The organism is Paenibacillus sp. J5C2022 (assembly GCF_025567625.1).
Lineage (GTDB): Bacteria > Bacillota > Bacilli > Paenibacillales > Paenibacillaceae > Pristimantibacillus.
Window position 1 is genome coordinate 1 of the sequence record NZ_JAOQJC010000006.1, and the last position, 13,269, is coordinate 13,269.

Consider the following 13,269-nt stretch of genomic DNA (forward strand, 5'->3'; position numbering starts at 1 on the left):
AAGCTAGCAATAACTTGCTAGAATTGACGTAATCCATTTGTTCAGTTTTCAAGGAACTTACTGTCACGTTCTCGCCGTGACAAGTATTCATATTATCAGGTCGTCCTCATCATGTCAAGCGTTATTTTCGCTTAATTATTAAGCTTCTTCTTGCTCAACACCATGTCTCAGAAGCGACAAGAAATAATGTACCACATCTGAAACCACTTTACAACTTGTATTATTTGGAATTCAACAAACCCCTGCTCCTTATGATAAAAACAGGGGTTTGTTCACCATGCCATTCCGCTACTCCACAACGTCTCTCTCACTATTCCAGATAATCAAGCGGTCAATCGGATAGGCGGACGAGGTTACGAATTTCTGAGCGGCAGACTCTACAAGAATGTAAAGCGTTCCTTCCACATTCACAATTCCCTCGGACATCGGTGGGATAATGTGCTGCTTCAGTTGATTCATTCCGTCTAAAAACCAAAGCGGAACATCTTTCCCTTCTATACTCGCCATCTCATGCGGCTCACCCTGCTGGATATCGACACTGTAACCTGTCAGCTCGCTGCTGTTGTTTCTTCCGTAGGATTGGCTAAGCCATGCTTCACCATTCGCTATTGCTACTCCTTGCACCCTGTCGGGAATGGACAAAATATAGTCCGGCACTGCCGGCAGTAAGCTGTCATTTCCTTCCCTTACCGGCAGATGATCCGTCTCCATATCCAGCTTATAGCCGGCAGCCCATGCCCGATGCTCCTGACCCTCTCGGTTCAGCCTGTAATGATGCTCTCCGGTTGGATAATCGACTCCTTGTGCATATTCCCCCACCCATAGTATGCCGTCGGCATAGGAGACGAAAGAAGCGCGCGTATCTGTAAGGACTGCCCCTTGAAAAGTCAGCTGCCCGCCATTCTCCGCCTCAATTAGCCGTTCGGAATTCATCCAGTAGACTGAGCCGCCGGAGGATATCCATATATGACTGCGACTGACTGCCACGCCCCCGGCATGTCCGGTATATGGTGCTCCGTTCTCTTCGAACAGCTCTACAGCTTTTACGAATTCGCCCGACTTCTTGTCGACTGCCGCCAGAAGGCTGGGTTTTCCGTCCTCCCGATAATAAGAGATAAGCAGCCAGTCGTTCTCCGGCATATACGCCAGTCCTTGCGGAATGGCCCCTTGCTTCAACCCCGGAATGACCGGCCCTTCTTCACTTATGCCAAGGAATTGCTCAATCTCCGGCATATCGATCCGGAACTTAATATCCGCCTCTTCTTGGGTGATGACATCGGACTCGCTCTCTCCAGTCAACTCTGCCGATTCGGCCTGTTCCACTTCCCCTTCGCCTGAATACGCGTCCGATTGATCTTCTGAAGAAACTGCAGGAGAGCTGCTGCTCTGACAACCGGCTGCGGTCATCAACAGGAAGAGCCATGCCAACATGACCAAGCCTCTCCTCATCCTTCCACCGACTCCAACAGCTTTCTCAACTTGCCCGGAAAGTCGGTAATAATGCCAGACACACCATTATCCATATACTGTCTCATCGTTGCCTCATCATTAATGGTATACGGATAAACGTGCAGATTTGAACGGGCGGCTTCTCTCACATCCGCTTCGGATACATGGGCCTTATGAGGATGCAGAGAATAGACAGGAAGACCGAATGTCTGAGCAAATCCGGCATGGGTGCGCGGATTCATCGTATACAGCAGCCCTATCTTCACATCCGGCTCAAGCTGCTTCAGCTTGTATAGACACTTATGGTCGAAGGAGGATACAACAACATCGTCAAGTCGATTCTTCCTTTTCATTAAAGCCAGTAATGCAGGCTCCATAGCGCCGCTATACGAGTCTTTCATTTCGATATTGATCATAACGCCGGGAGGTACAAGATCGAAGACTTCTTCCATTAGAGGGATACGCTCCCCCTTGAATGATTCATGGAACCACAAGCCGGCGTCCGCCCGCTTCAGTTCGTCTACCGTTAGCTCCCGAATCGTCCCTTCCCGGTCGGTCGTTCTCTTCAATGTAGCGTCATGGCAGACGACGACTTCACCTTCCCGCGACAGATGAACGTCCAGCTCTATTGCGTCACAGCCTTGCTCCAGACCCAGCTTGAAAGCGCCAAGCGTATTTTCTGGAGCTTCTCCCGATGCTCCCCGATGCGCAATGACAAGCATATTCTTTTTGACCATAGTGCTTCTGTCCTTTCTGTATCTGCTTCGTCCCTATTTGAAAGTGGAGTTGGCCATAGCCGCAATAATATGCTTCTGAGCCAACGCGAATACGATTACAATGGGAATAATGACGATCAGGCTTGCCGCCATCAAATAATGAAAGTTGAGCATCTCGTCTCCGGCGATGGCGTCACGCATCATGGCTATGCCGACTGTCAGCACGCGCATATCGTTCGTATTGGTCATAATTAGCGGCCAGAAGTAGGAATTCCAGCTGCCAATGAAGCTCATTACGACCAGGGTGGCAACTGTCGGCAGCGCCATCGGCGTCAGCAGCTTGTATAACACCTGCAATCGGTTCGCGCCATCCACCTTGGCCGCTTCAATGACATCATTATTAATGGATCTGAACGTCTGTCTAAGCAGGAAAATGCCATAAGCGGATACCGCATTGGGAATAATCAGCGCATAGAACGTATTCAGCCATTTCAGATCCGCCATCATGACATAGACCGGCACGAAGGTGACCTGTTCCGGCACGATAAGTGCGGCCAGCACCAGCATGAACAACGCTTCTCTGCCCGGGAAGCTCCCCTTTGCGAACGCATAGGCCGCCATCAGGCCGATATTGATTTGGAGCAAGACTATACCCGCCGTTTGAACGGCCGTATTCATGAAGTAGCGCCAGAATGGGATTTTGTCGAACAGATGCGAGAAATTCTCCCACATTAGCCGTTCCGGCCAGAACGTGGGTATCGCTAGCTGCAGCTCCTGTTGCGATTTGAATGCGGTCACCAGCATCCAATAGACGGGAAAAAACATGACTAACGTGATGAAGACGGCAAGCGTGATGCGGGTCGTATGTTTTACTTGCAAGAACATGGAACATCACACCTACCCTTCGTAATGAACTTTTTTCTTGGATACGTACAGCTGGACGGTCGTGAGCACAATGATGATGATAAAGAAGATGATGACCAGCGCCGAAGCTCGGCCGGTTCTGAATTCCGTGAAAGCCATCGTATAAATCCAGTACACCATCACCTTCGTCGCTTCCAGAGGACCGCCGTTCGTCATGACGTCCACGGACTGGAACACCTGCATCGAAGAAATAAAGTTCGTAATGACAAGGAATAGCGTGATTGGCGACAAGAGCGGCAGCGTTATTCTCCAGAATTGCGTCCACTTTGTAGCCCCGTCTATACTGGAGGCCTCATAGTATTCAAGCGGAATGCCGCGCAGCCCCGCGATGAAAATAATCATAGCGAAGCCTACCCCCTTCCACACCGATACCGCAAGCAGAACGCCAAGTGCCGTCTTCGGATTTTGCAGCCACATGACCGGTTCCATGCCCAGCACCTTCAACACTTCATTGGCAAAGCCGTATTGCCCATTGAAGATCCATAGAAACACCATGGACACGATAACCATGGAGATGTAATGCGGCATAAAGATGATAGCCCTCATAAAGTTGAATAGCCTGGAAAGCGAATTAAACAGAAGGGCAAGCAGCAAGCCGATGCCCAGCGTCAGGATAACATCCAATATCGTATAGGTGAATGTGATGCCGAGCACTTTATAGAACATTTCATTGGAGAGAAGCCAGTCGTAATTTTTGAAGCCTACCATCTTCTTGACCGGCTTCGTCATATTCCAGTTCGTAAAGCTCAAATAGAATGAGTTCGCGAGCGGATAATAGATGAACGTTATCAGCACGATAAGCGCAGGGAGCGAGAAGGAAAAATCCTTCAACGCCTCAATCGCTTTGAAACGGCGCTTGCCCGGCCGGGCGGCAGTCTTGCCGCTGATTCCCGTCATAGTACCACTCCTTTCCTGCCTTCTAGTAATCGGTCAGTATATCGTTGATCGTCTTCACCGCTTCCTGCATGAGCGGAACCGGATTTTCCCCGTTCAAGATCATTTCGCCTACCACTTCCTTATACTCCGCGCTGAACTCCGGATAGGCGGGATGCTGAAGCCTCGGCGCAACGTCGTCGAAGTGCTCGAATACCGTCTTGTATTGCGGCCATCTCTCGAAATATTGATCGCCTTCTTCCGATTGGAAGGCGCTCTTGCGCGTCGGCAAGTACCCGACGGATTCCGCCCATTTGATGTTGTGCTCCGCGGAAGTCATGAATCGAATGAATTTCCAGCCGGCCTCCTTCTGCTCCTGGGAAGCGCCATCCATCATCACAATGCCCGCTCCTCCGATATGGGACTTGCGCTCCACATCTCCCGGAATGAACGACACGCCTACTTCGAAGTCGGCATTTTCGATGTAGGTCTTAATGATAGCGGAGGAATGCTGAACCATGCCGATCTTACCTTCCAGGAACATCGTTCTCATATTGCTGGAAGCGCCTTTGCCATACCCCATATGCAAGGAGCCGTCCTTCAGCCACTTGTTGAAATTCTCGATCCAGCGAAGACTCTCCGGCTGATCCAGCGTAGTCGCCGACATATCCTCATTCAGAATGGAGCCTCCGCCGTTGGAAATCCAAGGATCGTAATACCAGGTATCCCAGCCCGGTACGGAGAAGGCATATCTCGTCGTTGCGCCTCCTTCTCTCACCGTCACCTTCTCATTGAATGCCTCGATCTCATCCCACTTGGCCGGCGGCTGAACGCCCAGTTCGTCGAACAGCGTCTTGTTATAGACGAATACGCTTGTGCTGACGATTAATGGAAGACCGTATTGCTTGCCATTGTACGAGTAGGCTCCCAGCATGCCTTGGGAGAAATCGTTCGTATCGACGCCGTCCCGCTTGATATACGGCGTCAGATCAGTGAACACGCCTCCGTCGGCAAAGTTGGGCAGGGCGGACACTTCAACGTTCGTAACGGCGGGCACATCCTTGGCCGCCACCGCAGCTTGAAGCTTCTTGTGCAAGTCGGGATATCCGCCTTGATACACCGGCTCCACCGTAATATGCGGATATTGCTTGTTGAATTCGGCGATCATGTAATCCAAGCCGGGCAGCTGCGGCTCCGCATGGGAATGCCAGTACTGGATCGTAATCGGCGTCGTATCCTCCTTAGGCGGCTCGGATGGAATCTGGACGCCTTCATTCCCGGTGCCGGAGCCTTCCCCGGAATTGGAGCCGGAACAGCCGACGACCATGCCCATAATGACCATACAAGATAACGCTTTCAGCATATGCTTCATATGCGTATAACCCCTCTCTTCGATTAGTGGACTTAACGCCGCCAGCCGCAGAACGCAAAAAAGGAGATTACAAGAATGCAACAAGAGTTGATGATCAACTGGCGATTGCCAATTGACCCTTCAATCTCTTGGGCCTTCTCATAATCTCCGAACCCAATCGGTTATTTGCGCTTATTACGACATGTTAAGCGTTTTCACGTTTGTATTCTACTATAATTCTCCAATGGTGGCAACATTATTTTTTTCAGCTATAGTTCCGGCAAGCACTCGCTCAAGTTTGTTTCAATGGCAGATGAACGGCGCGTTCACGACCATTACCGCTTCGGAACACTTCCAATGTGCACGCATCAGGGTCGTGATTCAATCCTTGTCTTCGCAATTTTTGAAGAACGAGAAAATAAGTCTCGTCCATCTCGGCCCGACCAGCTTCACCGGCATGATTGTACACAGCGTATTCGCGCGGGGGCAAAGCAATTTCCACCATGCCATGAGGAATCCTCCTGGAACGACTGGTCACTTCCACTCCGGCCACATAGTGGTAAATGCTGCTTCTGCCGAACGCAACGCCAATCCTGTTTGTTCTATTTGCAACGTTCAGCACCTCGTCTATTCGTTCGTTGAATGTCCGCCATATACTCGGAATATGGACCTGAGCCATGTAGAGCGCTGTGAACGGCGCTTTGAATTCCATCCCAATGACATATGTAGAAGGTTTAATCACTTTTGTCACTTGCTTCGCCGCGATTTTCGTTAGTAGATTGTATCCGCCTCGCTTGCCCGTCACCGAGTACAGGGGCACTCCCATACCGCTCAGTTCCTGCAAGTAGCGAAGCATCGTGCGATAGGATACTTGAAATTCTTCGGCCAGCTCAGCTACTGTGAAGTTCTTTTTTTCATATACTCGCTGCATGACTTCATGCATACGGGATGTTTTAGTCAACTTTTTTCACCTGCCGCCGATTATTCTGACAGTAACTGTCACATTATCATTGTAAAATAAAAGGAGCATGTATACAAAAACCATCTGTCGGGAGGAAATGAACTGATGCAAAAAAATGAAGCTATGCTTGTCACGAAACAGGGTTTTCAGGCTGTCGGGCTAGTATGGTCGGGAACCTTCGCCGAGGCTGAAGCAGGCGGGATAAGGGCGGTCATTGCCATCATGCAGAAGCGATTACCGGAAATTGCTCACGTCTTGCATCCGGATATACTGCTCGGACTGTCTTATATGAACGTCGAAGGCGGGTTTACCCATTATGCCGTCGTCGAAGTCGAGCAAGTAGAGCGTATTCCCGCCGGAATGACGATCGTCACGCTGCCAACATTAACTTATGCCAAGTGCGAGCATAAGAAGGGACAACACATTGATACTTCTTACAGCAATATATTTGCCTGGATCGAAGAGCAGGGCTACACACTGCATAAAGGCGATGTCGACCATTTCGAACAATATCCGATGCAGCAGGACCCTTACGATGCAGATCCGGAGTTTATGATAATGATTCCCGTAGAGACACCGCCGAGCGTATAGCGGCTTGCTACGGTTGTCCTGAAACTCAAAGAGCAAAGGACTATTTGCAATTTATTGATCGGATGCAGGTACCAGACTGCATGGCATGAGGAAAGAGAAGCGTCCCCTATCCAGGAGATACTTCTCTTCTTTGCTCATTATCCCGCGCCACGCCGGATGGGGCAAAGATATCTTGCACGAACCGTCCCTCCTATTCGCCCAGCAGCTTCAACAGCTCCGCTTCGTCCTCAATGATGGCAATGCCGAGAGACTGGGCCTTGGTCAGCTTGCTGCCGGCCTTCTCGCCCGCAATGACGAAGTCGGTCTTCTTCGAGACGCTTCCCGTAATCTTCGCCCCGCACGCTTCCAGCCTTCGGGCCGCTTCATCGCGGGTCAGCGTCGGCAGCGTACCCGTCAAGACGACCGTCTTGCCCGTGAATACACTGTCCCGCTGAACCTCCGGCTGCTGCTCCGCCTCCGCCTTCACGCCGGCCGCTCTCATCCGGGCGATGCTGTCCGCGATGACAGGGTCAGCGAAGAAGCCTGCGATGCTCTCCGCTACAATGCCGCCGATGTCCGGCAGCTCGACCAGTTCCTCCGGCGTTGCCTTCATCACCGCATCCAGGTCGCGGTAATGATCCGCCAGCATTCGCGTCGTCGCCTTGCCTGTATTGGGAATGCCAAGCGCGAACAGGAATGCCGCCAGCTCGCGGTCCTTTGATTGTTCGATCGCATCCAGCAGCTTCTGCGCCTTCTTCTCCCCGAAGCGCTCCAGCCCGATCAGGTTGTCGAACGTCAGCGCATACAGATCCGCAGGGTCCCTCACTTCGCAGTCTTCATACAGTTGTTCCGCAGTCATAATGCTGAACGATTCAATGTCCATCGCATCTCTGGAGGCGAAGTGCGTAATGCGTCCGATCATTTGCGGCCGGCAGCCCAGCTTGTTGTTGCAGAATAGATGAGCTCCGCGCTGCTCCAGCTCCATGCCGCATGAAGGACACACCTCAGGGAATCCAATTTCCAGGCCCGGCGTGTCGTCCGCTTTGCCCAGAATTTCCGGTATGACGTCATTGGAACGGCGGATGAACACAGGTGTGCCAAGCGCATGCTTCAGGTTTTTCCGCTCGATGTCGCCGATATTGTTCAATGTGCAGTTCTGCACCGTCACTCCGGCAAGTTCGACAGCCTCCACGCGGGCGACCGGCGTAATCTTGCCCGTACGGCCTACTTCCCATGAGACGGACTCCAGTACCGTCGTTGCTTCCTCCGCCTCGAACTTGAAGGCCACCGCCCAGCGGGGGAACTTGTCCGTATAGCCAAGCGCTTCTCTGGTCCGCATATCCGTCAGCTTCACGACCGCACCGTCAATGAGGAAGTCGAATGTATCCCGCTTGGCTGCCACGTCCGCCAGCTCCTGCTGCACCTCTTCGATCGTGTTCACGTATTTCACATACGGGTTCACCTTAAGCTTGTTGTCGCGCAGAAACTGCTGAATCTCGCGGTGATTGTCGAATGCTACGCCATCCGCGAACCCCACATTGTAGAAGAAGGCATCCAGCTTGCGCTCCGCCGTCGTCTTCGGGTTCAAATTGCGAAGCGCTCCCGCAGCGGCATTTCGCGCATTTTTGAGCGGCTCGGCAGCCGTCTCGTTGTACTTCGCCAGTACGGACAAGCCCATAATACCCTCGCCTTGCACCTCGATGATGCCATCCTTGAACGGAATCGACAGCGGCACAGAACGAATCGTCCGCACCTGCGGCAATATGCCCTCGCCGACCGTGCCGTTGCCCCGCGTTGCCGCCTGAACAAGCTCTCCGTTCTCGTACGTCAGATTCAGCGTCAAGCCGTCGAACTTAAGCTCAATAACATAGCTCGGCTCGGGCAGCGGCGCTTCATCGGGATGCTTCGCATTATAGTCCGCTATCGTCCTCTGAACGCGGGCGTGCCAAGCAAGCAGGTCTTCATTGTCCTGCGCTTTGTCGAGACTCCACAGCCGGGCCCGATGGCGATGCTGCTCGAAGCCCTTGAGCAGCTCGCCCCCGACCCGCAGCGTTGGCGAATCCGGCTGAGTCACGCCGGTTGACGCTTCCAGCGCTGTCAGCTCATCGTATAGCTTGTCGTAATCGGCATCGCTGATGCGCGGCTGATCCAGCGTGTAATAATAATAATTGTGCTCGTTAATGAGCGTAATTAACTCCTTCATCCGGTCCAACTGATTGTCCACGTGCGGAGCCTCCTTTATCTATCCTCAATACCGATCCCAAACGCCTACAGCTTGGTGATCGGTGCAAAGCCTGCAAGCAGCCGCTTGATGCCCGTCGGTGCGGGGAAAGCGATCTGAAGCTCCGTGTCGTTGCCCGTCCCCTTCACGGCGACGACGACGCCCTCGCCCCACTTCGCGTGCGCCACGCGGTCGCCGGAAGCGAAGCCCCCGGGAGCGGAGGACGAAGACGCTCCCGCGCCTGCCGCCCGGGCGGCATCCATCGGCGTGCTGACGCGCACGCCACTCCCGCCGCCCGCTGCGGGTCTGCCGCTCCCCGCCGTACCGGGGGAGCGGAAGCTCTGGCGCGGCGCCGGAGCGCTGCCGGCGCCGAAGCGCCCTGCCGCCCGCGGCATCCCGCCGCCGGGCGACACCGCGCTCTTCACGCTCTCCGGGATCTCCTCCAGGAAGCGTGAAGGCATGTTCATCCCGGTGCGTCCGAACAAAGTCCGCATCCGGGCGCAGGTCAAGTACAGCCGCTTCTCTGCGCGGGTGATACCGACATAAGCGAGGCGGCGCTCCTCCTCCAGCTCCTCGTTGTCGTTCATGGCGCGCATATGCGGGAACACCGTCTCCTCCATGCCGATAATGAACACGACGGGGAACTCCAGCCCCTTCGCGCTGTGCATCGTCATCAGTACGACGGCATCGTCCGACGCCGACGCATCCTCCTCGTCCTTGTCCATGGAGTCGATATCGGCGATAAGCGCCAGATCCGTCAGGAACGAGACGAGGGAGCGGTCCTCATTACGCGCTTCGAAGTCCATCGTCACGGACAGGAACTCGTCGATATTCTCGATGCGCGCCTTGGACTCCAGCGTATTCTCCCGCTGCAGCTCCATCCGGTATTCCGACATCTCCAGCACCTTCTCCGTCAGCTCCGTCACGGTCAGATAGTCTACCATGGCGGCCAGCGTCGCAATCATCGTATGGAATTGCTTCAGCTGTCCCCGAGCGCGGCTGTTGACATCGACCATATCCAGATCGTTCAGCACACGATAGATGGAGGTGCCGCGGCGCGCTGCCTCCTCCTCCAGCTTGCCCACTGTCGTATCCCCGATCCCCCGCTTCGGCACATTGATAATGCGCGTCAAGCTGATATCGTCGTCGGGATTGGAGATAAGCCGCAGATAAGCCAGCACATCCTTAATCTCCTTCCGATCGTAGAACTTGATTCCTCCCACGATCTGATACGGAATGTCCGACTTGATCAATATTTCCTCGATAACGCGGGACTGCGCATTCGTCCGGTACAGAATCGCATGATCGGTGTATCGCCGCCCGCTCTGTACATTTTTGCGAATCTCGCCCGTCACGAAGTACCCTTCATCATGCTCGGAATCCGCGTAATAGAGGGAGATGGGATCTCCCGCTCCCTGCTCCGTCCACAGCTTCTTCGGCTTGCGTCCGGTATTCTGGTCGATAACGGCGTTCGCGGCATTCAGAATGTTGGCCGTGGAACGATAATTCTGCTCCAGCATGATGGTGCGCGCTTCGGGGTAATCCTTCTCGAAGTTGAGAATATTCGTGATGTCCGCCCCGCGCCAGCGGTAGATCGACTGGTCGCTGTCCCCGACGACGCACAGATTGTGATGCTTATCGGCGAGCAGCCGCGTCAGCATGTACTGCGCCCGGTTCGTATCCTGATACTCGTCAACGTGGATGAAGCGGAACTTGTTCTGGTAGAATTCCAGCACCTCCGGCACATCCTGGAACAGCCGGATCGTCAACATGATCAGATCGTCGAAGTCGAGCGAATTGTTGCTCTTCAGCCGCTTCTGGTACATGGTATACACTTTTGCCACAATGCTCTCGAAATAGTCCCCTGCCTTCTCCTCGTAGCGCTGCGGGGTGACGAGCTCGTTCTTCGCTCCGCTGATCGTAGCCTGTACCGCCTTCGGCTCCACCTTCTTCGTGTCGACATTGATCTCCTTCATGCAGTTCCGAATGACTGACAGCGTATCCGAGGAGTCCAGAATAGAGAAGTTCGACGAATAACCGATCCGGTCTATATCCTTGCGCAGAATCCGCACGCACATGGAGTGGAACGTGGATACCCAGATGTCCCTGCCCGAAGGGCCTACCAGCGCGCCAACCCGCTCCTGCATTTCTCTAGCCGCTTTATTCGTAAAGGTAATCGCCAGAATACTCCATGGCGCGACCCGTTTCTTCTCGATTAAATATGCGATGCGGTGCGTCAGGACACGCGTCTTGCCGCTGCCTGCACCCGCCATAATGAGCAGCGGCCCGTCCGTCGCTACAACCGCATCCCGCTGCGGCGGATTCAGCCTTTGCACTGCGTCATCTATACTGATCTGATTGAACATGCTCTAACTCCTTTGTTCGCCATTTGTTCGCCTATTCCCAGTTTAGACAACGGCATGCCTGTGTGTCAATTGAAAACGGCGGAGTATGGCAGCACCGGCTATGCTAAACGCACAAATCGCGATATCCCAATCGTTTGTCCCTTTCCTACTCCCCTTATCTTACATTAACTAACATTAGAAAAGGAGGTGAAGGGATATGGCCGATTTAATACTTCCCCGTTCCTTGTCCGTCGCAGTAGACTACCAGATTTACAACTATTTCATGACCGCCCCGCTGCTGGGCATCGCTCTTCCGTCCGCCACCGCTACCGACATCGGTCCCACGCAGGAAACTTGGGAAGACGATACGGGAACAACCATTACCGAATTCGCTGTAGACGTCAGCAATCCGCCTGCCGGCACCACTTACGCTTATCAGCTCATCATCGAAGGGCAGGTGCAAGAAGAAGGATTAATGACGGACGTCACCAACACCGTACTGGAGCTTACCTCTGCTTCGGCGGGCACAATTCCGAGTCTGGCGCGTGTCGTATTAACCATCTACCAAGTAGACACTACCACCAGCTACTCCTAATTCCTCCTCTAAGACGAGACAACACCCTTGCAGCCTCTGCAGGGTGTTGTCTCATACATATATGGTCACGAACTGTGCGATAATTCTGGAACCGTCAGGAGGGGAATCCTCCGACGTGAACGATAGGCATCCCGCTCCCAAAACATAGGTGTCCGGCGATTGCAGCAAGCCGTCAACGAATACGCTGGCAAGCGACAGTCTGGCCGGATTCGGAAGCTTGCTGTTGTAGCCTGGTATAGCGTCGCTCATCGTGAACCGCTTTTTGCAGCCATCGCCGAGCGCATAGTAATAATACGTCTTCGTCCGCACCAGCCTTCCATATCGCCTGCCTCCATACCGCTGCTTTCTCCCCTTGCCCTTTCTTCCCCGCTTGCCCCTCCTGCAGGCTCGAATCCCCGCCTCCATCCTCTCACTCCCGCTCGTGCAGCTTTATATTCCAATATAGTCACGAAGTAGCAGAATGGCGCCGGTCATTTAACCTTGCTCACCGCTCGTTACGGCAAATTACTTTCGCCGTGCTTCACCGCTCGAACCGTCGATAAAGCCGCATTCAGATCCGTATAGACGACATTGCCCACCACAATCGTGTGGGCGAGCTCGGCAGCCTGTGCAGCTTTCTCCGCACTGTCTATCCCTCCGCCGTAGAACAACTGGGCGTCTTGTATATGGCGGGACGCCGCCCACAGCATATTCATATCGCCGAACGCTCCGCTATATTCGATGTAGACAATAGGAAGACGAAGCAAGCGGTCTGCCAACTGGACATGGGCAACAAGCTCGGGCTCTGTCAAGGCTGTCCGGGCTTCCGTCAGTCGAGCCGCCGTCGCTTCGCCGTTCAGTATGACATACCCTTGCGCAGCCGTCTCCTCCCACGGGACGAATGCGCCGTATTCCATCAGCCCTTGCAGCTGTCTGCCCACTATCCATTCCGAACGATCCGTATTCAGTACGAGTGGCACGAAGTAGCCGTCAAAGCCCGGTACCGCTCCTTCCAATGTGGACACTTCCAGTGCACAGTCCACTTCATACCGCCGTATCCGCGCCATCAAGTCGATCGTATTCTCATAAGTGACGCCGCTGGAGCCCCCTACGATTATGGCGTCCGTACCGGACATGCAGATCGCTTCGAGCGCCTCGTCGCCAATCGTTTTGTCCGGGTCCAGCTTGAATGCGTGCCGCCAATGCGAATGCCAAGTCCCGTTCATGTGCTGCTCCTCGCTTCTTCATAGATAGATTTGCTTTCTCTATGCTAAGCCAGGGCAGA

General features: G+C 53.7%; 12 protein-coding genes. 2 read left to right on the forward strand and 10 right to left on the reverse strand.

The features are described 5' to 3' along the window. Nucleotides 1–288: 288 nt before the first annotated feature. The 6 genes from M6D81_RS06460 to M6D81_RS06485 all read right to left on the reverse strand — a co-directional run bounded on the left by M6D81_RS06460 (nucleotide 289) and on the right by M6D81_RS06485 (nucleotide 6,274). Nucleotides 289–1,431, reverse strand: a complete 1,143-nt coding sequence (locus M6D81_RS06460; RefSeq protein ID WP_262676021.1) for a hypothetical protein — start codon at nucleotides 1,429–1,431, stop codon at nucleotides 289–291. A 14-nt stretch (nucleotides 1,432–1,445) separates the two neighbouring features. Then, nucleotides 1,446–2,186, reverse strand: coding sequence for a glycerophosphodiester phosphodiesterase (locus M6D81_RS06465; protein ID WP_262676022.1), 741 nt, complete (start codon nucleotides 2,184–2,186; stop codon nucleotides 1,446–1,448). Between the two features lie 33 nt (nucleotides 2,187–2,219). Further along, nucleotides 2,220–3,050, reverse strand: coding sequence for a carbohydrate ABC transporter permease (locus M6D81_RS06470; protein WP_262676023.1), 831 nt, complete (start codon nucleotides 3,048–3,050; stop codon nucleotides 2,220–2,222). Nucleotides 3,051–3,062: 12 nt separating this feature from the next. Further along, nucleotides 3,063–3,986 carry a carbohydrate ABC transporter permease gene (locus M6D81_RS06475; protein WP_262676024.1) on the reverse strand — a complete coding sequence of 308 codons (924 nt, stop codon included), beginning with the start codon at nucleotides 3,984–3,986 and terminating at the stop codon, nucleotides 3,063–3,065. A 22-nt stretch (nucleotides 3,987–4,008) separates the two neighbouring features. Further along, nucleotides 4,009–5,334 carry an ABC transporter substrate-binding protein gene (locus M6D81_RS06480; protein WP_262676025.1) on the reverse strand — a complete coding sequence of 442 codons (1,326 nt, stop codon included), beginning with the start codon at nucleotides 5,332–5,334 and terminating at the stop codon, nucleotides 4,009–4,011. 271 nt (nucleotides 5,335–5,605) lie between these two features. Beyond that, nucleotides 5,606–6,274 carry an HTH domain-containing protein gene (locus tag M6D81_RS06485; protein WP_262676026.1) on the reverse strand — a complete coding sequence of 223 codons (669 nt, stop codon included), beginning with the start codon at nucleotides 6,272–6,274 and terminating at the stop codon, nucleotides 5,606–5,608. A gap of 105 nt (nucleotides 6,275–6,379) precedes the next feature. Between M6D81_RS06485 and M6D81_RS06490 the strand changes: the two genes are divergently transcribed. Next, the gene (locus M6D81_RS06490; RefSeq protein WP_262676027.1) at nucleotides 6,380–6,865 is read left to right on the forward strand and encodes a GyrI-like domain-containing protein; all 486 of its coding nucleotides are present in this window, start codon (nucleotides 6,380–6,382) and stop codon (nucleotides 6,863–6,865) included. A 190-nt stretch (nucleotides 6,866–7,055) separates the two neighbouring features. Here the strand turns inward: M6D81_RS06490 and ligA are convergent, their stop codons facing one another. Together ligA and pcrA are read right to left on the reverse strand one after the other, a co-directional pair. Further along, nucleotides 7,056–9,047, reverse strand: coding sequence for an NAD-dependent DNA ligase LigA (ligA, locus tag M6D81_RS06495; protein WP_262676212.1), 1,992 nt, complete (start codon nucleotides 9,045–9,047; stop codon nucleotides 7,056–7,058). A gap of 65 nt (nucleotides 9,048–9,112) precedes the next feature. Then, nucleotides 9,113–11,431: a DNA helicase PcrA gene (pcrA, locus tag M6D81_RS06500; protein ID WP_262676028.1), complete on the reverse strand. Its 2,319-nt coding sequence runs from the start codon at nucleotides 11,429–11,431 to the stop codon at nucleotides 9,113–9,115. Nucleotides 11,432–11,627: 196 nt separating this feature from the next. Here pcrA and M6D81_RS06505 point away from each other — a divergent pair, with 196 nt between their 5' ends. Beyond that, the gene (locus tag M6D81_RS06505) at nucleotides 11,628–12,005 is read left to right on the forward strand and encodes a hypothetical protein (protein ID WP_262676029.1); all 378 of its coding nucleotides are present in this window, start codon (nucleotides 11,628–11,630) and stop codon (nucleotides 12,003–12,005) included. Between the two features lie 51 nt (nucleotides 12,006–12,056). Here the strand turns inward: M6D81_RS06505 and M6D81_RS06510 are convergent, their stop codons facing one another. Next, nucleotides 12,057–12,410 carry a DUF4183 domain-containing protein gene (locus M6D81_RS06510; protein ID WP_262676030.1) on the reverse strand — a complete coding sequence of 118 codons (354 nt, stop codon included), beginning with the start codon at nucleotides 12,408–12,410 and terminating at the stop codon, nucleotides 12,057–12,059. Nucleotides 12,411–12,499: 89 nt separating this feature from the next. Continuing rightward, a complete protein-coding gene (gene pcrB, locus M6D81_RS06515) occupies nucleotides 12,500–13,210 on the reverse strand; it encodes a heptaprenylglyceryl phosphate synthase (RefSeq protein ID WP_262676031.1) in 711 nt (236 codons plus the stop codon). Between the last annotated feature and the right edge of the window lie 59 nt (nucleotides 13,211–13,269).